Below are 21,626 nucleotides of genomic sequence, written 5' to 3' on the forward strand. Positions count from 1 at the left end.
ATGAGGTCCACGTCACGCACTCTGCCGGCAGCGGTTTCGCCGCTGCCGTTCCTGGACCCGAGCCGCGCCACCGTCGTGAGTTCAAAGCTGACGAACTCAAGCGAGGTATCCGTGGATGCAAAGGTTCTCGGACTCTTTCCGACTGGCTTCTACATTGGGGTCGATGCCCACCCATGTGGTCAGCAGATCCTTCCCGTGTTAGGCCCAGATGCCCTGCAGCTGCCGTCGGGACTTCAGGTGCCCCAGCTGACTCCGGACCACCTCGGCGAGCTTCGTACTGAGATGCCGGCAACCATCACACTCTCAACCGCAGTTGCCAGCCCGAGAGTCGAACGAATCGAAGCCGCGAATCTGAGCTTCGTCACCGTTCGAACTTGGCGTCCCAGCTGGATCGAGCCCCTTGACCTGCTAGGTCCTCAACGAGATTCGCATCATGTGGTCGTACCGATCCGAGACCGCCTGAATCCGGGCCGCAGCGACCTGGCTTCTCGGTCACTGAAGCTTGTTCGTGCATTGGAATCCGGGATCATTCAGGACGTGGACTCATGCGTCCACGCTCTCCTCGGCTACGGCCCCGGAAGCACCCCGTCTGGCGACGACGCACTATGTGGGATCGCCTTGGCGCTGCGCCGGACATCGCAGTCGGTGTCTCATTCGCGCCAACAATCCCTGTTGGCCCAAAGACTGTCCAGCATCGCCCTCGAAGCACGAACCACAGCCGTGTCGGCCTCACTTCTGCGCGCCGCCCTCGAGGGCTACTGCATTCCGGAGATCAAACACGCCATCACCGACATCGCTCGCCTTGGCCTCGGCGAAGATGACTCTCTCGACGGGTTTCTCGCGGACATCAGCCGGATCGGTCATCACTCCGGACACGATCTTCTGACCGGAGCCCTCGCGGTACTCACCCCAGCAGCCGAACTCACCCTCGCTTCACCATTGGAAGGAACCACCCATGCCGACGACTCTTGATATCAGGTCAGGCCTCTACTACGACTCCGTCGCTCTCATGCAGGTCTCTGCGCAGGTCAAAGCCACCGAAGGCGTCGACACCGCGCTCATCGGCATGGGCACCGAACTCAATGTCGGTCTCATGCGCGAGGCCGGTTTCGACATTCCCGATTCTGCCGCACCCAATGATCTGGTCATCGCGATCAGCGCCAGCGACGATGCCGCGCTCGCGTCGGGTCTTACTGCCGTCGACGAGGCCTTCACCCGCATTGCCGACACCGCCGCACGCTCGCTGGGGCCAACCGGAGGGGAGCAGCCCCCACTGACTGTCGAGTCAGCGCTCGCGCGCACCGGTTCCAACCTGGTCGTGGTCTCCGTTCCCGGCGACTACGCAGGCATCGAAACCATTGCCGCTCTGGATTCTGGGAACTCGGTGCTGCTCTTCAGCGACAACGTCGATGTCGACACAGAGGTCGCCCTCAAACGCAGGGCCACCGAGGCGGGCCTCATCGTGATGGGCCCTGACTGTGGGACTGCCATCGTCGCCGGGGCCGGGCTCGGTTTCGCCAACGAAGTGAAGCCGGGTCGGATCGGCATCGTCGCCGCTTCGGGTACTGGTGCACAGCAAGTCTCGACCCTGCTTGATGCTGCAGGGGCGGGAATCTCCCAGCTGATCGGCACTGGCGGACGCGATCTGACACGTGAAGTCGGTGGACTCAGCGCCAAACAGGCGCTCAAGGCGCTTGCCGGCGATGAAGACACCGATCATGTCGTCGTCGTGTCTAAACCCGCCGACGCCGAGGTGGTCGCGGAAATAGAAGTACTGGCAGTTGATCTGGGCATCGGTGTCAGCTGGGCCGTGCTCGGCCCCGACAACATCGATCTGACAGCAAGCGTCGAAGCTGCTCTGGACAGCTGCGGCTTCGACGTTCCCACATGGCCGACCTGGGGAACGTCCGACACAACGGTACACCTGAAGCAAGGACCTCTGGTGGGGCTCTTCTGTGGTGGCACCATGGCCGATGAAGCCATGCTCATCGCGGCAGAGACTCTGGGCCCGATCACCTCGAACATCCCCCTCGACGGGGCGGAGAAGATCACTGATCCCGAACTACCTGTGTCCGCACACACTGTCATCGATTTCGGTGATGATGGGATGACTCAAGGACGCGCCCACCCGATGATCGATCCCAGCCTCCGCCTTGAGGCCATAGCAGAGATGGGTGACAGCGCCGGGGTTCTCCTCCTCGATCTGGTCCTCGGTCACGGAGCCCACGCGGCTCCAGCGGAAGGTCTCGCTGAAGCCATCTCCGCAGCTCGATCGGCTGCGGCGCAGATTGGTCGGGAACTGCCGGTCATCGTCAGTCTCATCGGCACCCAGTCTGATCCGCAGGACTTCTCTGCCACGGTTGACTCGCTCGTTGGGGCCGGAGCCGAGGTCTACGTCTCCAACGCTCAGGCAACTCGGCGCGCGGTCTCCTTCATCGCTCCACTCAACCAGACCCAGCGCTACGACGCTTCCGGACGAAACGCACAGTCGGAGCGGAACAACTCGGGCACAGAAGGACTCCCCGCTCAACCGGAAACTTCCTCCCACGAGGCAGCAGCTCAGACGGACGTGGGAGCGAACTCTACGTCAGCAACGAACTCTTCCTCGGCGACGAAACTGGGCGAGCTGCTCTCGGCCGAACCGAAAGTCGTCAGTGTTGGTCTGTCACTCTTCGCCGACGCGCTGCGCGCACAGGCCGTTCCTGTCGTCGAAGTACCGTGGCAACCGCCCTTGGGCGACACGAACAGTCTGTTCTCCGTGATGAGCGACCCTCGTCGCCTGGCTGCCAATGCCCAAGCCTTGGAGGCCATGCTCAACGCCGGCGCCGAGCTCGTCGGCTTGCGACCGGCCCGTGAGTGTCTGGGCCTTGCCGACAACGAGTTCCTGCATTCGGGACCGCCCCTCGCGTTTGAACGTGCCTCGGGTCCTATGCGGGGAGCGTTGGCTGGTGCTGTGGTCTTCGAAGGACTGACCGACACCCTCGAAGAGGCTGAGGCCGGGCTCGCCGACGGACGATTCGGCATGGCGCCATGCCATTCGAAGGATGCTGTCGGGCCGATGGCCGGAGTGATCAGCCCGTCGATGTGGATGTTCGAACTCGTCGACCCCGTGTACGGCAACCGTGCTTACTGCTCCCTCAACGAGGGGTTGGGCAAGGTGCTGCGGTACGGCGCGAACAACGACGAGGTGCTTGACCGCCTCCGTTGGATGCGCGACATCTTGGGCCCCGTGCTCGCGCAGGCGGTCGCCACACACGGACCCATCGACACGAAATACTATGTCTCGCAGATGTTGTCATCCGGCGATGAAGGGCATAACCGCAATCGCACTGCGACACTGCTGTTCCTCCGAGATCTGATGCCGGATCTGCTTGCCCTGGACTTCGCCTCCGACAACCTCGCCGAGGTGTGCCGATTCCTGGGCGCCAATGACTACTTCGCACTCAACTTGGTGATGCCGACCTGCAAACTGGCCATGGCAGCGGCGAAGGGCATTCCCGGTTCCTCACTGGTCGTGACCATGGCTCGAAACGGCACCGATTTCGGCATTCAGCTCTCAGGGACCGGCGACGAATGGTTCACCGGACCGGCCCAGGTCGCTGAGGGACTGTACCTAGGTGACTACGGTCCAGAAGACGCCAATCCCGACATCGGAGACTCAGCAATCACCGAGACTGCCGGCATCGGAGGACTGGCCATGGCCGCGGCTCCGGCAGTGGTGCGCCTCGTCGGTGGCGATGTGGCCTTCGCTGTGGAGACGACGCGGAGAATGTACGAGATCACCGCTGGTGAGCACCCGATCCACCAGATTCCAATCCTGGAATTCCGGGGTGTGCCCAGCGGAATCGACCTGGTCAAGGTGCTGCGGACAGCCGTGCTTCCGCAGATCAACACGGGCATGGCCGGTCGCATGGCCGGCGTCGGCCAGGTAGGCGCCGGACTGGTCAACCCTCCGATGGACTGCTTCACCAATGGTCTCGAGTCGCTGGGACAGTAGTTCCCTCAGCATCGGTAGCCGGACCCAGTGAGTAATCTCTGGGTCCGGCGACTAAGAGTGAATGGGTCCGGTTGTATTCCGCAGTGAACGACCGCTCCCTCGGGCGAACTCAAGCAGCACCTCGGCGAAGATGGACACTGCAGTGGCCTCCGGCGAACGCGCCCCGAGATCGAGGCCGATGGGACCATGAATCCGGTCGATCTCCGCTGTGCTCGCGCCCGCTTGCGCCATGGCCTCGACGCGCAGTGTGTGGGTGCGGCGACTTCCCAGTGCACCGATGTATCCGGCCTCGGACCGTGCCGCTTCGAGGAGCACCGGAACGTCGAACTTCAGATCGTGGGTGAGCACTGCGATGACCGTGGAGCTGTCGATTCGCCCCGCTCGGATCTCTTCACCCAGGTATCGATGAGGCCAGCCCACGATGACTTCGTGGGCGTCGGGGAACCTCTCCGGCGTAGCAAAGATCGGACGCGCATCGCAGACCGTCACCTGGTAGCCGAGGAATCTCCCGAGCTGAGACAGGGCCGCCGCGTAGTCGATCGCCCCGAAGACGATGAGACGGGCAGGTGGCACTGAGGTGGTGACGAAGATCCGCGTTCCGGCGCCGAGGCGCTTTCCAGTCGAGTCGTATTCACGCACTCCCGTCCGACCTTGGGTGATCATCGCCCTAGCATCGGTGGTGACGTGCTCATCGAGTCGCGGATGACCGAGAGTTCCACTCGTGCGCCACTCCGCTTCAGCCTCACCAGCGGTACTGAGTCGGCCAGCATCTGCGGACACACCATCTGCACTTCCTGCGGGTTCGATGAACAATATGCGCCCAGTGGGGTCATCAATGTCAACGAAACCGCCGGCAGTGCCAGAGTCCTCGGCAGCACTGCCGAGCACCTCCTCCGCTGAAGTCTCACGGATCACCGGCAGCTCCAGGGCGAGCGCAGCCGGTCGAGATTCCTCAAGCGCACGCAGATATCCAGCCAGCAGCGCCGTCGTCGTCTCATCGACGATGGGAATCACCAGCGCCTCGATCTGCCCGCCGCAGGCAAGGCCCACGGCGTATGCCTCATCGTCGCTGGAGCCGTAGTGCGCCAGCCTGGCATGACCTGTGGTCAGCACCTCAAGAGCAAGTTCATGGACGGCGGATTCGACGCATCCACCGGACAGGCTGCCAACGGTCTGACCGTCGGAGGCCACAGCCATCATCGCCCCGGCCGGACGAGGTGCCGACGACCAGGTTTCGACGACGACGGCCACTGAGAACCGGCGGCCCGACTGCAGCCAATCCAACAGTGTCTGTTCCAACTCAGCCATTGGTCATCGTCTCTTTCACTCCGTATTCGTTGAAGTTCGCCGTTTCCCGATGTCGACTCGCCGCATCCCGGTTCGCCCTAGTCGTACCCCGTCCCAGGTTGGACGCGATATTTTCGGCCACTGCCTGCCACCCATCAACGGTGGTCGCGGGAAGCATCACCTGCGCAAATTCCTCAGCGATCCGCATGCCACGCACCTCCGGAGTGAAGCCGGCACGACCTGCACGAGGATTCACCCAGATGAATCGGTGGCTCAGTCTGCCCAGCCGTGCGCACGCGGTGCGCAGTTCGGAGCAGTCCCCCTGTTCCCAACCATCACTGATGAGGACGAGCACAGATCCGCGGATCGCCTCTCGATGTCCCCCGCTGAGCAAGCTGAGGAGTCCTTCGCCGAGGCGGGTGCCACCTGCAATATCCGGAATCGTCGCCTGCGCCGCCCGCAGTTCCCGTTCAGTCAACGGTGCACAGAAGTGCTGGTCGACTCGGGTCAGCCGCGTTCCCACGGTGAAGCTACGTGCCTTGAGTCTTGGCGTGGCCCGAGCCAGGAATCGGATGAGTGCTGGCAGCCATTGCTTCATTGAGGCGGAGACGTCGACGATGATCGTGACGTGTCGATCGCGTTCCCGGCGGGTTGATCGCGGCAGACACGAGAGTTCTTCCTGTCGGATCAAGGTCTTCAGTATCTGGTTCGCATCGATTCCCCCGCTGCTGCTGCGCCTCGTTGTGTACGCACTGCGACGTGGGGAGCGAAAGGACAGTCCGTCGATCAGACGCACCGCCTCTGCCGCATGTTCGCCGTTCCCAAGGTCAGTGGTGCGCAGGAGCTCGATCCGGCTGGCGGCCGCTTGGAGCGCCATCGTCTGATCGTCGACCTGGCCCAATTCATCGGAGGCCCTCGACTCGTTGCTGAGCTCCGGTGTCGGAACGCTCACCTCGTGAGGAGTCTGAGCCAATCGTTGGCGCCCGGTGAGACCGAAGTGCTGGTTGAAGAGCGCATCGTGGATCGGAATGTGTTTCTGCTCGGTGCAGATCAATGACCGTGAGGCAGCACGAACCTGAGTCGGATCAAACGGATCGATGAGCGCAAGCGCGCTGGTCAGAGTCCGGATCCTGTCTGCACCGGCAGGCAGTCCATACCGGCGCAGGCATGAGCCGAGGTGCATCAGCTCGGTGGGCAGGTCGCTCATACCTGGTCGACCAGACAGTTCGAATTCAAACCTCCGAGGTCATCGGCATCTTTCAGAACCGCAGAAATCGTCGACCTCACGGCCGCCTCGTCGAGCTCACTGATTCCCAGCGCATCGAGGGCACGGATCCAGTCGATGGTCTCCGAGGTTCCCGGAGGTTTGATCAAGGTCTGCGCCCGCAGACGATTCGCGGCACGCACCACTGCGGCCCGCAGCGCTTGGGAAGAGCCTGGGACATGGTGGGCAAGTATTCTCTCCTCCGTCTGGGCATCGGGTTGTGAGAACCAGTGGTAGACGCAGCGACGTTTGAGCGCGTCGTGAAGTTCACGTGTGCGGTTGGAGGTGAGGATGACCAAGGGCGGGGTCGGAGTGTGAATGGTGCCAAGCTCGGGAACGGTCACAGACCAGTCTGAGAGGACTTCGAGCAGAAGTGCGTCGAATTCGTCGCCGGCACGATCGATCTCATCGATCAACAGCACAGGTCGCCGAGGTTGAGCAGCGATCCCCTCGCTTCGTGAACTTTCGATCGCCTGGAGAATAGGTCGTCTGAGCAGGAACGGCAGGCTGTGGAGTTCATCGTCGAGTCGGGTTGCATCGAGTCGCTCGGCCGATGCCTTCGCCGCAGCTTCGATGGTCCGGACGTGGAGAATCTGCTTGGCGAAGTCCCAGTCATAGAGCGCATGGGTCGAATCGAGTCCCTCGTGGCACTGCAGTCGAATCAGTTCGGTGCCATGGACTTCGGCCAGGGCTTTGGCCAGGCTGGTCTTGCCCACTCCGGGCGCACCTTCACACAGCAGGGGCTTATCGAGTGCGCCCGCCAGGAAGCTGGCCGTGGCGAGGGATTCGTCGGCCATGTACCCCGCGTCTCCCAGGGCATTCGCCAAATCAAGGGCGCCGGTGAAGTCAGTCATGATCACTCTTTCCGGTCGTGGACACAACCAGCCCGTGGGCGTGCGCTTCGGCCACAGTATCGACGTCACTGTTTCCTGAGGCGCCCGGTGGCAGCAGATCCCCGCATTCGATCCCGAGCACCTGGTTCGACAGCTCCCTGAACAGGTCTTTCGCCCCTGTCTCGTCGTGACAGGCCGCGATTGCTCGCGGGATCAGTTCCCTGCCGATCATCACTGGGTGCCCGGGTTGTGCATTCCAGGTACAGCGGGCCAGCACCTCGGGCCCGGAGTGCTCGAGCAGACGGTGGTAGGTTTCGGCCGGGGTGTCTGGCACGTCGACCAGGGTGACGATCGCCGCTTCGGCATCGGCGGCGACCGCCTGCAGGCCCACCTGCAGTGATGACCCCATCCCTGTTGGATAGTCAGGGTTCTCGACCACTCGTGCGCTCTCCGGAATCAGCGGCCAGGCGCGGTCGGCAGAAGCTCCGAGGACCACGATGATCTCAACCGTGTCCTCCGATCCCTGCGTTGCAGCCTTAGTCGTCTGCGCGGCTTCAGCCATCGTCTGCACATGGTGTTCGAGCAGTGGTGTTCCCGTACGCAGTCGCAGCAGTGCCTTGGGCGCACCCATTCGGCTGCCACATCCTGCCGCCAACACGATCATGCTGACCTTGCGCTTCATTGCCTTCACCATGGATATCGATTCTAGGCGTGATCCGTCCGAGCTGGATCTCGGTCAGCCCTGGTCAGTACACTGTCTCCAGGTGTGACTACAGTTCCCGAGTTGCCTGCTACTGCCGTGGGGAGATCGTCGAGCGCAGCGATGACGCCCATCGGTCCACCGTTGTCGACATAGTTGAGAACAGCATCGACTTTTGGTCCCATCGAACCTGAGGCGAAGGTGCCCGTATCCGTGAGCGCCCGCAGCTCCGTGTTCGTGACATTCGTGATGTCGCGAGCCACTGGCGTGCCGAATCCCGCAACAGCGCAGGGCACATCGGTGGCGATGATGAGACGATCGGCTTTCACCGACAGCGCCAGCTGCGCCGCGCTGAGGTCCTTGTCGATGACCGCAGAGACTCCGTTGAACCCCTGGCCATCGGCAATGACAGGGATTCCTCCGCCGCCTGCCGCGACGACGACCACGCCAGAATTCGCCAAGAACTCGATCGTAGGAGTTTCGAGGATCCGCACCGGGCGAGGCGATGCCACAACCCGACGCCACCCACGAGCTCCGAAGTCCTTCCACATCTGTCCCAGTTCTTCCATGGAGGCCGCATAGTCCTTGGGCTGGTAGGAGCCGATCGGTTTGACCGGATCCGTGAAGGCAGGATCGTCTGGGTCGACGACGGTACGGGTGACCAGCGCAACAACGCTCTTGGAAATACTTCGAGAGTTGAGCTCCTTCTCGATTCTGCTCACAATCGTGAAGCCGATGGTGCCTTGGGTCTGCGCCCCGCACCAGTCGAGACTGACCGGGGGCAGCTCCGAAACGGCGAGCTCATTCTTACGCATGATGTTGCCCACCTGCGGCCCATTCCCATGGGCGACGACGAGTTCGTGTCCGGCTTCGATGAGATCGGCGAGATGGACGGCCGCCCGCCCGATGGCACGACGCTGGCTCTCCGGCGACGCGTCACCATCGGCGGAAGTCATCGCGTTGCCACCGAGGGCGACGAGGACTCTCACAGCCAGTCCACCTCGGGTGCCATGGCACCGTCACCGGCCAACTCGACGTAACCGGGTCCCCGGTCGAAGAATGGTTCGTTGACTCCGCGTTCGGTGACCAGGCGTGCACGCAGCGACTCCGAAGCCGCCTCGTCGACGGTGGCGTTCTCGATTCCGTCCGGGCCCTCGGTGACAATGACGCCATAGGACTCTTCGGCCCCGGCGATGCTCACCTTGCCCCACTGGACGTCACGGACAACCTCGGCGAAGGGACGCTGCAGCGGGTCTCCCCACCCGCCGCCACCGGTCGTGCGGATCCGCACGACCTCGCCAGCGCTGATCGGCTCGTCATCGGCCAGAGCATCGATTTCGCGTTCATTCGCACCACCTGGGTCGATGGTGACCTGGAAGGGCTTACCGGCCTTCCCACCTTTGACTCCCCAGCAGGCGAGGATCGACCGGTCGGCGATCGACATGAAGTGACCGTCGCGCAGCATCCTGATGTGCTTCTCGTAGCCGAGTCCGCCACGGTATCGACCAGCCCCGCCGGAGTCGACGGACAGGCCGAGGCGTTCGACCCGGAACGGGAACCGAGATTCCGTGAACTCCGTCGGCAGGTTTCGGGAATCGGGGACCACATGGATCGTGTCCTCACCGTCGGAGTAGTAGCGTCCGCCGGAGCCTCCGCCGAGGACCTCGCGCATGAGGTAGTCATTGCCGTCTCGGTCCTTGCCGTAGACACCCGTGTAGCGGATGGTCTCCTGGTCGGCGGGCATCTGCCCATCGACTGCCTTCGCCACCACACCTGCCAGCACGCCGAGGAGGCGCAAGATGACGAAGGTGCGTGCGTTCGTAGGCCCGGGGAATTCGGGAGTGAGCAGAGTCCCCTTCTCCGGGAACCGCATCTCGATCAGGGGAACGATCCCCTCGTTGACGTCGAGTTCAGCCATGCGTTCTGGACTGTCGGCGAGGTTGCGCAGAATCGGTGCTAGCCACTTCTTGAGGAAGTTGCCGCCCACATAGTCACCGCAGTGGTTGATCGGGCCTGCGGCCTGAGCCGCGGTGCCGGTGAAGTCGATGATGAGACGTGGACCATCATCTGGACCACCCGTCGAGGTCTTCGTCAGGGTGATCCGCTGCGTGTGCAGCATCGGGTCGGAGACTCCGTCGTGTTCGGCGTAGTCCTCCCATACGTACTGGCCGTCGGGGATCTTCGACAGAATCTCGCGGCGGTAGATCTCCGTGGAATTGTCGAGGATCGTGTCGAAAGCGGCCTCGACGGTATCGACTCCGTAGCGGGTGAACAGCTCGGTCAGGCGCCTGGCACCCATGAGGCAGGCGGAGCACTCCGCATCCAGGTCGGCCGACAGCGAGTCAGGCATACGGGAGTTGCGTGTCATAATCGCCAGCGCCGACTTGTTCGGCATCCCTGCATCCCAGAGCTTGATCGGAGGGATCATCAGACCCTCTTCGAAGACGCTGGTCGCTCCCGATGGCATCGATCCAGGGCAGGCTCCACCGATGTCATCGTGATGACCGAATGCTTGGACGAAGCAGACGACCTCACCATTGGCGAAGACCGGTACCGTCACGCACATATCCGGAAGGTGGCCGATTCCGCCCTCGGAGGCGTAGACGTCGTTGTGGAAGAAGACATCCCCTTCCTGCATCTCTTCGATGGGGAAGTCGCGGACGACAGGATGGACGAGTGCCGAATATGAGCGACCCGTGAGCTTGCGCAGCTGCCGGTCATGGATTCCCGCACGGAAGTCGTGAGCGTCACGGATCATCGGTGAGCGTGAGGTGCGGGCGATCGCGGTCTCGACCTCCATTTCGACGCTGGCCAGGGTGCCTTCGACGATTTCGACGATGATCGGGTCGACCGTCGAAGCCTCCTGCTTCGAGGTCAGGCGGTTGCCGTGTTCGTAGGCCGTCGGCAGACCTGCAGGGTTGATCGGGTCGGCGTTGATGTAATCGGTCAGTGCCTGCCCTGTCAGCGGGGTGAGGCTGAGCATCGACCCGGAGTCGGGTGCGGCGGTCTGGTCAGTGATCGTCATTTGCCTGCCTCCTGGCGGTTGCTGCGTGTGGTGATGATGTTGCCGCTGGCATCGATGCGGGCGGTGAAGCCCGGGTGCAATGGGAAGGTGGAACCGAACTCTTCGATGATGGCCGGCCCTTCCACGGTGTCTCCTGCCAGGAGACTTTCGCGCCAGTACACGGCGGTGTCGACGAATCCGTCCTCAGCTTCGAAGCACACTGACCGCACAGCGGTCTGCGCGCGTTCGGACTTATCCGGTGCCCCCTCGGCTGATGCGATGTGGCGCAGCTCCGGACGAGTGATCGGACCGATGCCTGAGACACGAACATTGACCCATTCCACGTGCTGGTCCGACGCATCAGCGAAGTCATAGCCGTAGAGCTGCCTGTGCTCGGCATGGAATGCCCGAGTCACTTCGTTGGCCCATTCTCGGGTGATCGTCCCCGAAGGAGCAGGCACGCGGACTTCGAAGGCCTGACCGAAGTAGCGGAGGTCGACGGAGCGGTCGAACTGGTGACGTTCCGGTGCAAAGCCTTCATTGACCAGAGCTTCTGTGGCCCGAGCCTGGAGACGGTCGAAGAGTCCGGCGACCTCAGCGATGTCCAGTCCGTCATCTCGAGCGACATTGGTCTGGACATAGTCGTTCTTGACGTCGACGGTGAGCAATCCGAAGGCGGAGACGTTACCCGGGTTGAGCGGAACGACGACGCCGGCAAGATCGAGGATGTCGACGAGTGTGCAGGCCAGCAGCGAGCCGGAGCCGCCGAAGGTGGTGAGCATGAAGTCACGGACATCGAGGCCACGCTGGACCGAGATCTGGCGCAGCGCGTTGGCCTGGTTCCAGGCGGAGATCTCGAGGATTCCGGTCGCGGCTTTCTCCGTGCTCAGCCCGAGCTTTGCGGCGATTTCGCTGATGCCATGGCCGCCGGCATCCGCGTCGAGGGGGATCTCACCGCCGAGGAGGTGGGGAGGGATCCGTCCGAGGAACACGTGGGCATCGGTGATGGTCGGTTCCACACCACCATTGCCGTAGCAGATCGGCCCTGGGTCGGCTCCTGCCGACTGAGGACCGACCTTGAGCTGCCCTTCGGCCGTGGTCCAGGCGATCGAGCCGCCGCCAGCGCCGACGGTGACGACGTCGATCATGGGGATCTTCGACGGGTAGACACCGACCGAGCCTTCGGTCGTCAGAGCGGGCTCTCCGTCGACGACAACAGTAACGTCGGTCGAGGTGCCGCCGCCGTCGCAGGTCAGGACCTTGTCGAAGCCGGCTTCCCGGGCGATGAGTCCGGCACCCAGTGCGCCAGCGGCAGGGCCGGAGAGCACGGTGGTAATGGGCTGGTTGACGACCTCATCGGCGGAGAGGACGCCGCCGTTGGACTTCATGATGTAGAACGGCAGCTTGGAATCTTTGTCGGTGCCGGTATAGGCGTCGAGGCGTTCATGGATGTTCTTGACGTAGGAGGAGACTTTGGGTTTGACTGCGGCGTCAACCAAGGTCGTCATGGATCGTTCGTATTCGCGGTATTCGCGCAGCACTTCGGAACTCAGAGACACGATCACGTCGGGATGCTCTTCGAGGAGGATTTCGCGCATCCTCTGCTCGTGGGCGGGATTCGCGTAGGCGTGGAGGAAGTTGACGCCCAGTGTGCCGACGCCCTGGTCCCGGAACCAGCGAGCGACCTTGCGTGCCTCGTCTTCGTCGAATGGGCGCACCTCGTTTCCTTCGAAGTCCATGCGGCCGGTCACCGTCTTCACCAGGTCGGCGGACACGATGCGATCGGGCTTGACCCAGAAATAGGAGTTTCCGTAACCGTCAGGAACGGCCTGACGGGCGATCTCGAGCACGAATTCGTAACCCTCGGTGGTGATGAAGCCGAGACGATCGAGCTTGCCTTCGAGCAGCTGGTTGGTAGCGACGGTGGTCCCGTGACTGACCGCACTGATATCGGAGGCCGTGATCGTCGCGGAATCCTGATCGGTGCCCAACATCTCGAGCACCTTGTCGATGCCGTTGATGAAGCCATCAGCGGGATTCGACGGTGTCGAGGGAGTCTTCGTTGTGGTCAGCTCACCGGTGGCTTCGTTGAAAGCCACCACATCTGTGAACGTGCCGCCGGTGTCGATACCGATACGGATTAGTGGGCTTTGAGTCGACATCAATGTCCTTCCCGGGTCTACTGACCCCAGGTCTGCTGAGCGTTTGAGTCCATTTTTGCCGGTGACTCACATCACTCCATCGGCAAAAGATGCCAAACAACTCACCAGCCGTTGGTAAATGTCTCCAATTACGACAGCTCCGTTCGCAGCACTTCTTGAACAGATCGCGTCGGACGGCTCAGGATAGTCTGCGCTGGAAGCGCTCCGCACGACAGTCCGTGGTTGTCGTAGTAGGAGAACATTGCCTCCAACCATTCGATTTCGCGCAGGTCGAGGCTCGTGTCAGACGTCGAGTCGGCGACCGAATTCCTGCGAGCAAGCGACCAGCGCTTCGGAGTTGAAACTTCGAGTTCAACTGTTCGACCCAGCACCTGCTCGGCTACAGCGGCAACGTCGCGAACAGTCAGAAGTTCGGGCCCACCGAGTTCATAGGTCGCCCCGATGTGAGCGTCATCAAGCAGCACTTGCGCAGCGACCTCGCCGACATCGGCGAGACTGATCAGTCCGAATCGGGTGTCGGCGTTGTAGGGCACAGCAATGTGCGGATTCTGCCCTCGCAGGCCCGGCAGGAGGTTGTCGATATATGCGCACGGTTGAAGAATCGACCACTGCAGTCCGCTCCGCCGCACCAGGTCTTCCGCTGCAGCCTTGGCCACGTGGTGGGGCATATCGGGAGCATAGGGTGCTGCCACCGAATGGTAGACGACCCGTTCCACTCCTGCCTCGCGGCAAGCCTCGAGCAGTGCGGAGATGAAGTCGAGCTCATTCGTGTGGAGGTTCGGCGCCATGAGATAGGCAGCTCGACAGCCTTGCAGCGCCGCACCAAGATCCGCCATTTCGTCTCGACCGACAGGAGCGGCGGGCACTCCCCGGGCTTCGAGTGCCGACACGATCGCTCGACCGGTCTTCCCCCGCGCACCCACCACGGCCACAGTTCCTCCCGCCGCTGCATCTGTGGACACCTTCGTCTCTTCGTTCATTTCCACACCTTGTCCTCATCATCATCGAACGATCCGTCCGGGTCTGGATCCGAACCTACCCAGGGCAGGCAGACGCAGATACGGCGAATCCTGCCAAATTCTCACGCCTCCACCTCCACCCTGAGCCGGAGACTGCACCAACCAGATCCCCACTGCGGCGGATACCGTGCCGCCGATCCCCTGGCTAAGCTGGAAGGATGGCAGAGAACTCGACAGCGCTGAGGCCCACGCGCGGCGACGTGTATCTGGTGCTCGCTCTGGCGGCCGCTTCGGTGGTCTTCGCGATTCTGTACAACACGACGTCCTATTGGCCGTTCAAAGGACCCCTGTGGCTGATCTGCCTGATGTCGGCTGTCGTCACTCTGCCGCTCATCTGGCGTCGGCGTTATCCCAGTCAGATGGCTTGGATCCAGACCGCTGTCTTCGTCATTGCACAGGTCCTCGAGATCATGGAACCCGGGGTCACCCAGATCATCATCTTCATGGGGGTCTACTCGGTCGGCGCCTGGCAGAGCAATCGCAAAGCGGCTTTCATCTCACGCCTCTTCCTCTGCATCGGGATCTTCGTCTACCTGATCGTGTCGACAGCTCTGCAGTTCAAGGCGATCGGCGACATGACAGTGCTTCAGTTCGCGGCCGCCTCCGGGGTTTCGTTCCTCATCAACGTCGCCTTTTTCGGTGGGGCCTGGCTCTTCGGCAACCGAGCGTGGAAGCAGCGTCGGCTGTTCGAGGAGCTGAGCTCGGCCAACGCGGAAGTCCGCTCACAGGAACGGCAGCTGACCAGTCAGGCACTCGACCTCGAGCGGGTGCGCATCGCCCGCGAACTCCACGACGGCATCGCCCACCACATCACCGGCGTCGGCATCCACGCCGCGGCCGCGCGCCGCAGCCTCGAGAAGAACCCCGACAAGGCGAGGGAGTCGCTGAAGACCATCGAATCCTCCACTCGCGAAACCGTCGAGGAACTGCGCGCACTCGTCTACACACTCCGCGATAAGGACGACGCGCACACCGACGAGCACACGACGAAGGGCAACCCCAGCCTCGGCGACGTTCCCGAACTCATCGACGTTGCCCGTCGCTCCGGGCAGCAGATCGAGATCCACACGATCGGGCAGCCGCGACCGCTGACGCCGATCACGGAGATGTCGGTCTACCGGGTGATTCAGGAATCCCTGACCAACTGCCGTCGCTATGCGGGATCGCACGCCGAAGTTGATGTGCGTCTGCGATACGGCACCGCCAGTCTCGAAATCGAGATCAGCGACTCCCGCGCGCTCGGTGCGCACCACGAGGAACCGCGCTCCGAAACTGAGATGCCAGCGAAGCAGCCAGGACTGGGCCTGGGCATCATCGGCATGCGCGAACGAATGAGTGCCCTGGGCGGCAGACTGGAGGCCGGTCCGAAATCTCGCGGTGGCTGGCTCGTGCGGGCACAGATTCCCTACCCCCGGAATGTCGCGGATCCAGAGGAGCCAGTTTCAGACACTGAAGAGCCTGCCCCAGACACCGCCGCCATGATCCCCACAGCAAAGGCCGAACAGTGATCAGAGTCCTCCTCGTCGATGACCAGGCGATGGTCCGCACCGGTTTCCGCACGATCCTCGAAAGCGAAGACGGCATCATCGTCGTCGGCGAGGCGGAGAACGGCCAGGTCGCGATCGACCGCGCACTCGATCTCGCACCGGACGTGATCTGCATGGACGTTCAGATGCCAGTCATGGACGGGCTCGAATCCACCGCAGAGATCGTACGCCGAGGTGCGGCCGGGGCGGTCCTCATGCTCACCACCTTCGACCGGGACGATTTTTTGTTCCAGGCACTGGCTGCAGGTGCCAGCGGGTTCCTGCTCAAGACCGCCGAGGCGGAACAGCTCATCGACGCGGTCACCGCACTGGCGGGCGGCGACGGACTCCTCTCCCCCGAGGTGACACGACGCGTCATCGAACGTTCCGTGCGCAGCCCCGAGACCATCACCACGGCGGCCCCAGAGCTGAAACTGCTCACCGATCGGGAACTCGAAGTCCTCCACCTCGTCGCCAAGGGTCTGAGCAATTCCGAGATCGCAGGCACGCTCTTCGTCGGCGAAGCCACCGTCAAGACACATGTGTCGAACCTACTGACCAAGCTCGACATCCGCGATCGCATCCATGTCGTCATCTTCGCCTACGAGAACGGACTCGTCGGGGACTGAGCGAGCCCGAGATCCCGTCTTCGCCGAACACTGATCGAGTGCGATGCGCAAGTGAACGGTAATCGGCAGATGAACTGAATATTGATTCCTGAACAACGGGTGTAGCATACTTTCAGATTGTGGAATGTTCCCACCATTCCACAGTCTCCTCCCCCGAATATCCCCGCACGATTGATCCCCAGCACGGCCGATTCAGCACCCCTCTGACACCGGCTCTCCGCTGGACGGAAAGGTTGTATCTGCATGCGCAGCTCGGACATCAGCTCCCCGTTCGATCCCGTCTACGACCGCCTTGTGCACAAGGCGCCGACGCGCAGTCGAGAATCGGCCCAGATCCTCGATTGCCTCCGCTCCGGTCGCTCTGTCGTCGTGGTCTGCCTCACCGGCGACGGTGCCCTCGACTTCGCCCGATCCCTGGCGACCACACTCCCAGTTCACCAAGCCTCTCTGCTGCGCGTCACCGCCCAGACAACCGCTGCCGACCTCAGGGAATTCACCGACCCTGCGAACTGCGACGGGGGTCCGCGCATCATCTGCGGCGCCCAACTGCTCCCACCCGATACCGAATCCATCATCAGCCACGCCCTTCACGTCTCTCGAGTGCCCATTGCCTACCTCGTCGATGGTGACCGACTGCGTGCCCTCAACCGGAACGATCACGGTCCTCTGTCTCAGATCGCAGCAGGTTGGAGCTCGGGCGCCCTCGAACGAATCGACCTCGCGCGGCTGACAAGCAGCGAATCATTGGCATTGGTGACCGGGCTCTCGACCACCGTGCCACTCGATGACCTGCAGCTGCGCACCCTCGCGGCGCTGTCCGCAGGCAGGCCCCTGATCGCCGCCGACCTCGTCGCCTGGGCGGAGGAATCTCCGCACAGAGTTCCGCAGCGATACCCCCACGCCAGCGTCGGCACTCCGCCCTTCGGACACCGTCTGCTGTCTCGGCTGACGGATCAATATCCGCTGCAGCGCGAGGATACACTCGTCACCGCCCGCCGCCTCGGCGACATCGGGCCCATGCCCTTGCGCACAGCCAAGCAGCTCTTCGGCGACACAGTCATCGCACGCCTCATCGACCTGCGACTGGCACGAGAACTCGAGATCTCAGGTCAGCCCTCGGTCGCGGTCTCTCCGCTTCACGTCTCCGCAATGGACAGCGCAGGCGTGGGCGAAACGAGTGAGGACGACGACAGAAGCTTTCGTCGCCGACTGGAGACGATGTGGCGAGCAGGCTATCCGATCGGTGAGGTCGCCTCAATCGATCTGGCCCGCGACGTCATCAACGACGGGCTCGAGCTCAATCGTGCCCGCGTTCGGCTGCTGCTCGGAGCTGCACGGGCGCTCAACCGTCTCGGCGATCCGATGGAAGCCACAGTCATGCTCGTGACCGTCGAAGACGCGGTCCGTGATGATCCGCTGCTGCTGCTCGAATGGGAGCTGCAGTCGATCACCGCGCGGTTGGTCGACGGTGACCGCGAGGGCGCAGTGAAACTGATCCGGGCCGGAATCGGCCACGGGGCAATGGGGTGTGAACGCGAACCGGTATGCGTCGAACTTCTCTTCGTCGCAGGCGCAGCACTTGCCTCGTACACGGAACTCCCGCAGTGGTGGACGGACTTCCTCCGCGACGTTGTCGACCCGCTTGTGCCCGGAATCGCGAACCTTGTCTCCTCTTTCACCGGCAGTGTGATGACTCGCATCGAGGACGTCCTTGCGGTCCTCGAATCTCCGCAGGCATCGCCAGCGCTCCGGTTGGCTGCGATGGCGGCGGTGTGCCAATACCACCTCAAAGTCGATGACGCCGAAAGCCTGACCTCGGCCGCCAAGGCTGGTTTCGACTTCATCAACGAGCTGGTCACATTCCGACCACGGACTTTGGACGACTTCACATACACCATGACCTGGTACTTCGCCATTGGAGTCACCGCCAACTGCCTCCTCGCCGGCGTCGAACACGAACGTTCCGAATTCACCGCGCGTATGCTGCTGGCTGCGGCGTGCGGGTCATCGTCCCACAGCGGTTGGCAGCGGACAGCCACAGCCGCCTGGAGTACGGGGATCCTGCGCTTATTAGAAGGTGAAGTCGACGTTGCTGCACGTGATTATGAGGCGCTGGCTGGATCACTCAACCCGGCGCTCCTGGCCGTCGGCTGGGGGCTGCGCGACACGGTCAGACGCTGGCAACGCAGCAACGCTCCCTATTACCGCCTGTCCACCAGCGAGAATGCGACGGCGACACAGGGTTACCGGCTCCATGACGGCTTGACGGCTCTGCTCTTCGGCCCCGGATCCGCGCCCCTGGCAGAGATGCCGCCATGGATGGGGGCCGTCTTCACCCACGCACGCTTCCTCGACGGCACCCTCACCGCCTCCGAAGCGAACGAGTCCCTGAGCAACGACCCCGGCATCCATCTCCCGGGTCCCCGGGCTGCCCGCAACCATATTGAAGCGGCGGCCGAAGAGGACCCCGAGGCGCTCCTGATCGTCGGTCACGAACTGCAGCAGGTCGGCTACCGTGGAGCCGCGCTTCACGCTTTCGCTCAGGCACGCGCGCTGTTCCTTGCCCAGAGGCTGAGTGCCCGGGCCCGAGTCGCAGGGGAGGCGCTAGGTGCACTGCAGCTGCGAGCCTCGAAGTCACCGGAAGATCCGCGCCCCGGCGCCGACTCACCGGTCAGGTCGACAGACAACGCACCTGCCGTGACGCTGACGGAACGCGAGCTCGAGGTCTGCCGGCTGGTGGCCGAGGGGCTGACCAATGTGCAGATCAGCCAGCGGCTCGTGCTGTCGGTGCGAACAGTCGAATCGCACGTGCTGCAAGCGCGGGCGAAGCTGGGTGCCGATCGTCGCCGTGACATCCCCATGGAGCTGCTCAAGCTTCGCGATGCCGGACGGATCAATGCCGTGCACCGCTCGCCGAGGTGACTTTCACCGGTCTGACTTTCACTGGTCGCCCCGACCACCACACGTAGACGCCCGCAACAACCAGGCCTGCCCCCATGATGACGATCCACCAGGGAAAGCCCGGCAGGTCGGGTTCGGCGGTGCCTGCTTCGCGGTCGGCCGCCGGAGTCGGGAGTACGCGTTCGGCGGTGATGAGGATGCGCTGTGAGTTGATGCCCAGAGGAGTGCAGGTGACCAGGGTGACGAGGTCCTTTCCGATGACCGGCTGCAGTGATTCGGTCTCATCGGGTTCGACGACCTGAGTGCGCACCACCTGGTAGGCGAGAACCTCGCCGAACGTGGTCAGAGTGAACGTGTCGCCCTTGGTCACCTTGTCGAGGTGGGTGAACATGGTTGCGTCGGCCAGCCCGCGGTGGCCGGTGATCACGGAGTGGGTGTCCTCTCCGCCGACGGGCAGGCTTGTGCCTTCGAGGTGGCCCAACCCCTTGAGCAGGGTCGCATCGCTCGTGCCGTGGTACGTGGGCAGGTCCAGCTTGATCGAGGGAATCCGCAGCCGGGTCATCACTTCGGTGCTGCCGTCGTCGAGGACCTCGTCGTAGACGGGAGCACCATTGGACGAGGTGCCGTTGCCTGAGGGCAGACGGTGGTTCGACTCGAGCAGGGCACCGGACTGCAGGGCGTCGTTGTACCGGTGTGCGAGTTTCAGCTGCCGGGCGTCTTCGACACGGTCGGATTCGGTGGTCTTCGCTGAGTCGCCGAGGATCTTCGACTGATCGAGCTGGGAGAACCAGGCGGCGGCACTCGGGTAGGTCCAGATGCCCAGGCCGGTGAACGCAATCAGGGCGATGACCATGGCGAATGCGGGGACGCGCCAGCGGCGCCCGTCGGTTGAAGGGCGCCGCGTGCGTTCAGGTGAGAATGTCACACCTGGTTCTTGCGACGGTTGGCCGCGACGATGGCCGCACCACCGGCGATGAGCATCAGGCCGATGCCGGCGATCATCGCGAGCATCTTGCCATCAGCACCGGTCAGCGGCAGGTTCGGGTGACCCTGCTGGGTGTTCGCGAAGTCGAAGACGACGGCTGCGGATGTCTCCCCGGCCTTCACTGTGACCTCGTTGACGGTGTCGTCGAGGACGTAGCCGGCAGGTGCCTTGGTCTCCTTGACCCAGTATTTCTGGGTGGTGTCGTCGTTGTTGCCGACCCACAGGGTGATCGAGGCGGTGCCATCGGCCTTCGTCGTCAGTTTGCCGACGGACTTTGCGGCTGCGGCGTCGGAGTAGATCGCGAATTCGGCACCGGCGAGGGTGCTCGCCTTATCGCCCTTGGCGAATTTGTGGATCGTCAGCGATCCCCAGTTCGAGCTGACAGCAGGGGTCTCGATGCCGGAGTCGTTGACGTTGACCAGCGCCGTGTTCTCGATCGTGCCGTCGCCTTGGCTGGTCACCTTCGTGGTGATCGTGGCGGCGACGTCGTTGCCGGCCTTGAGCTTCTGCAGTCCGGTTGCTGTGAAGGTGATCTTCACGGTGCCGTCCGAGTTGCTGACGGTGTAGTCGGTGCCGGAGGTGAATCCGGCCAGCGACGCGGACTGGAACTCCAGTCGTTTGTCCAGCTTGTCGGTGATGACGAAGGACTTGTAGCCGTAGTTGGCGCGTGGGACCGGTGCGGTGATCGTCCAGTCGACTGTCGAACCGAGCACTGGCGCGGCCGGGTTCGCCACCGTCTTGGTGGGCGTGGTGTCATTGACCGAGTTCTTCGGGTAGACGTTGACGTCGTAGATCCATTTTCCGTTGTTCTGTGACAGCGGCAGGGTGACGAGGAAGGGTGCCGTCGTCGAGGTGGCATTGGCCGGAGCGCTCGACTCGGTGACGAGGTAGAGACCCAGCGGAAGTCCGCCGAAGGTCGCGAGCCCGTTGGCGTCGGTGGTCTTGGTGCCCTTGTCGACGAGCGTGTAGCCGCTTTCGGTGACCGCCGAGGCCTGCAGGCCAGAGATCGCATCCCAGCTTTCGGGCGTGGTCAGGTCGATGGCCTGTCCGCCCTTGGCAGTGACCTGCTTGACGGTGAATCCGGCGCCGGCCAGCGGCTTGCCCATGCCGGAGGTGTCTGCGAGGACGGATCCGTTGCCGCCGTCGCCTCCCTCGTTGCCGTCATATTTGTGGATGACGATCGACCCGGACCTGCTCGAATCGATGTTTCCCACGGTGTCAGCGGCCTGCGCCGTGCCGGCCATCCCAAGGACGCTCAGCGCCGATACTGCTGCCGCAGCGGTCAGACGCCGCCACAGACCCAGTTTCCTGCTTTTCAT

Annotated in this window: 15 protein-coding genes; 5 read left to right on the forward strand and 10 right to left on the reverse strand. The window is 63.1% G+C overall.

The features are described 5' to 3' along the window. Both LQ788_RS19040 and LQ788_RS19045 read left to right on the forward strand, forming a co-directional pair. Positions 1-972 (forward strand): DUF2877 domain-containing protein, encoded by a 972-nt coding sequence (locus LQ788_RS19040; protein ID WP_231443745.1) that lies wholly within the window; start codon positions 1-3, stop codon positions 970-972. Further along, positions 956-3,997 carry a bifunctional FdrA/YlbE family protein gene (locus tag LQ788_RS19045; protein ID WP_231443747.1) on the forward strand — a complete coding sequence of 1,014 codons (3,042 nt, stop codon included), beginning with the start codon at positions 956-958 and terminating at the stop codon, positions 3,995-3,997. Before LQ788_RS19040 ends, LQ788_RS19045 begins: the two co-directional genes overlap by 17 nt. A 51-nt stretch (positions 3,998-4,048) precedes the next feature. On the opposite strand, the gene LQ788_RS19050 is transcribed toward LQ788_RS19045, so the two are convergent. From LQ788_RS19050 to LQ788_RS19085, 8 genes are all read right to left on the reverse strand, one after another. Then, a complete protein-coding gene (locus tag LQ788_RS19050) occupies positions 4,049-5,305 on the reverse strand; it encodes an XdhC family protein (protein WP_231443749.1) in 1,257 nt (418 codons plus the stop codon). Then, on the reverse strand, positions 5,298-6,491 hold the full coding sequence (locus LQ788_RS19055; protein ID WP_231443751.1) for a VWA domain-containing protein: 1,194 nt from the start codon (positions 6,489-6,491) through the stop codon (positions 5,298-5,300). Before LQ788_RS19055 ends, LQ788_RS19050 begins: the two co-directional genes overlap by 8 nt. Continuing rightward, the gene (locus LQ788_RS19060; protein WP_231443753.1) at positions 6,488-7,402 is read right to left on the reverse strand and encodes an AAA family ATPase; all 915 of its coding nucleotides are present in this window, start codon (positions 7,400-7,402) and stop codon (positions 6,488-6,490) included. The genes LQ788_RS19055 and LQ788_RS19060 overlap by 4 nt, the downstream gene beginning before the upstream one ends. Next, complete coding sequence (locus tag LQ788_RS19065; protein ID WP_231443755.1) at positions 7,395-8,075, reverse strand: nucleotidyltransferase family protein; 681 nt, start codon at positions 8,073-8,075, stop codon at positions 7,395-7,397. Before LQ788_RS19065 ends, LQ788_RS19060 begins: the two co-directional genes overlap by 8 nt. An 11-nt stretch (positions 8,076-8,086) precedes the next feature. Further along, positions 8,087-9,070, reverse strand: a complete 984-nt coding sequence (locus LQ788_RS19070; RefSeq protein ID WP_231443756.1) for a carbamate kinase — start codon at positions 9,068-9,070, stop codon at positions 8,087-8,089. Continuing rightward, positions 9,067-11,106 carry a hydantoinase B/oxoprolinase family protein gene (locus tag LQ788_RS19075; protein ID WP_231443758.1) on the reverse strand — a complete coding sequence of 680 codons (2,040 nt, stop codon included), beginning with the start codon at positions 11,104-11,106 and terminating at the stop codon, positions 9,067-9,069. The genes LQ788_RS19070 and LQ788_RS19075 overlap by 4 nt, the downstream gene beginning before the upstream one ends. Next, on the reverse strand, positions 11,103-13,247 hold the full coding sequence (locus LQ788_RS19080) for a hydantoinase/oxoprolinase family protein (protein ID WP_231443760.1): 2,145 nt from the start codon (positions 13,245-13,247) through the stop codon (positions 11,103-11,105). Before LQ788_RS19080 ends, LQ788_RS19075 begins: the two co-directional genes overlap by 4 nt. Positions 13,248-13,375: 128 nt before the next feature. After that, positions 13,376-14,227 carry an SDR family oxidoreductase gene (locus LQ788_RS19085; RefSeq protein ID WP_231443762.1) on the reverse strand — a complete coding sequence of 284 codons (852 nt, stop codon included), beginning with the start codon at positions 14,225-14,227 and terminating at the stop codon, positions 13,376-13,378. Positions 14,228-14,424: 197 nt separating this feature from the next. Between LQ788_RS19085 and LQ788_RS19090 the strand changes: the two genes are divergently transcribed. The 3 genes from LQ788_RS19090 (at position 14,425) to LQ788_RS19100 (ending at position 19,343) form a co-directional block, all read left to right on the forward strand. Beyond that, positions 14,425-15,774 (forward strand): sensor histidine kinase, encoded by a 1,350-nt coding sequence (locus LQ788_RS19090; RefSeq protein WP_231443764.1) that lies wholly within the window; start codon positions 14,425-14,427, stop codon positions 15,772-15,774. After that, positions 15,771-16,421, forward strand: coding sequence for a response regulator (locus LQ788_RS19095; protein WP_231443765.1), 651 nt, complete (start codon positions 15,771-15,773; stop codon positions 16,419-16,421). Before LQ788_RS19090 ends, LQ788_RS19095 begins: the two co-directional genes overlap by 4 nt. A 243-nt stretch (positions 16,422-16,664) precedes the next feature. Then, the gene (locus LQ788_RS19100) at positions 16,665-19,343 is read left to right on the forward strand and encodes a helix-turn-helix transcriptional regulator (RefSeq protein ID WP_231443768.1); all 2,679 of its coding nucleotides are present in this window, start codon (positions 16,665-16,667) and stop codon (positions 19,341-19,343) included. Here LQ788_RS19100 and LQ788_RS19105 read toward each other — a convergent pair. Then, on the reverse strand, positions 19,315-20,247 hold the full coding sequence (locus LQ788_RS19105) for a class C sortase (protein ID WP_231443770.1): 933 nt from the start codon (positions 20,245-20,247) through the stop codon (positions 19,315-19,317). The genes LQ788_RS19100 and LQ788_RS19105 overlap by 29 nt on opposite strands. Beyond that, positions 20,244-21,626, reverse strand: coding sequence for a SpaH/EbpB family LPXTG-anchored major pilin (locus tag LQ788_RS19110; RefSeq protein WP_231443772.1), 1,383 nt, complete (start codon positions 21,624-21,626; stop codon positions 20,244-20,246). Before LQ788_RS19110 ends, LQ788_RS19105 begins: the two co-directional genes overlap by 4 nt.

Origin of the sequence: Brevibacterium zhoupengii, assembly GCF_021117425.1 — a bacterium.
GTDB classification, from domain to species: Bacteria; Actinomycetota; Actinomycetes; order Actinomycetales; family Brevibacteriaceae; genus Brevibacterium; species Brevibacterium zhoupengii.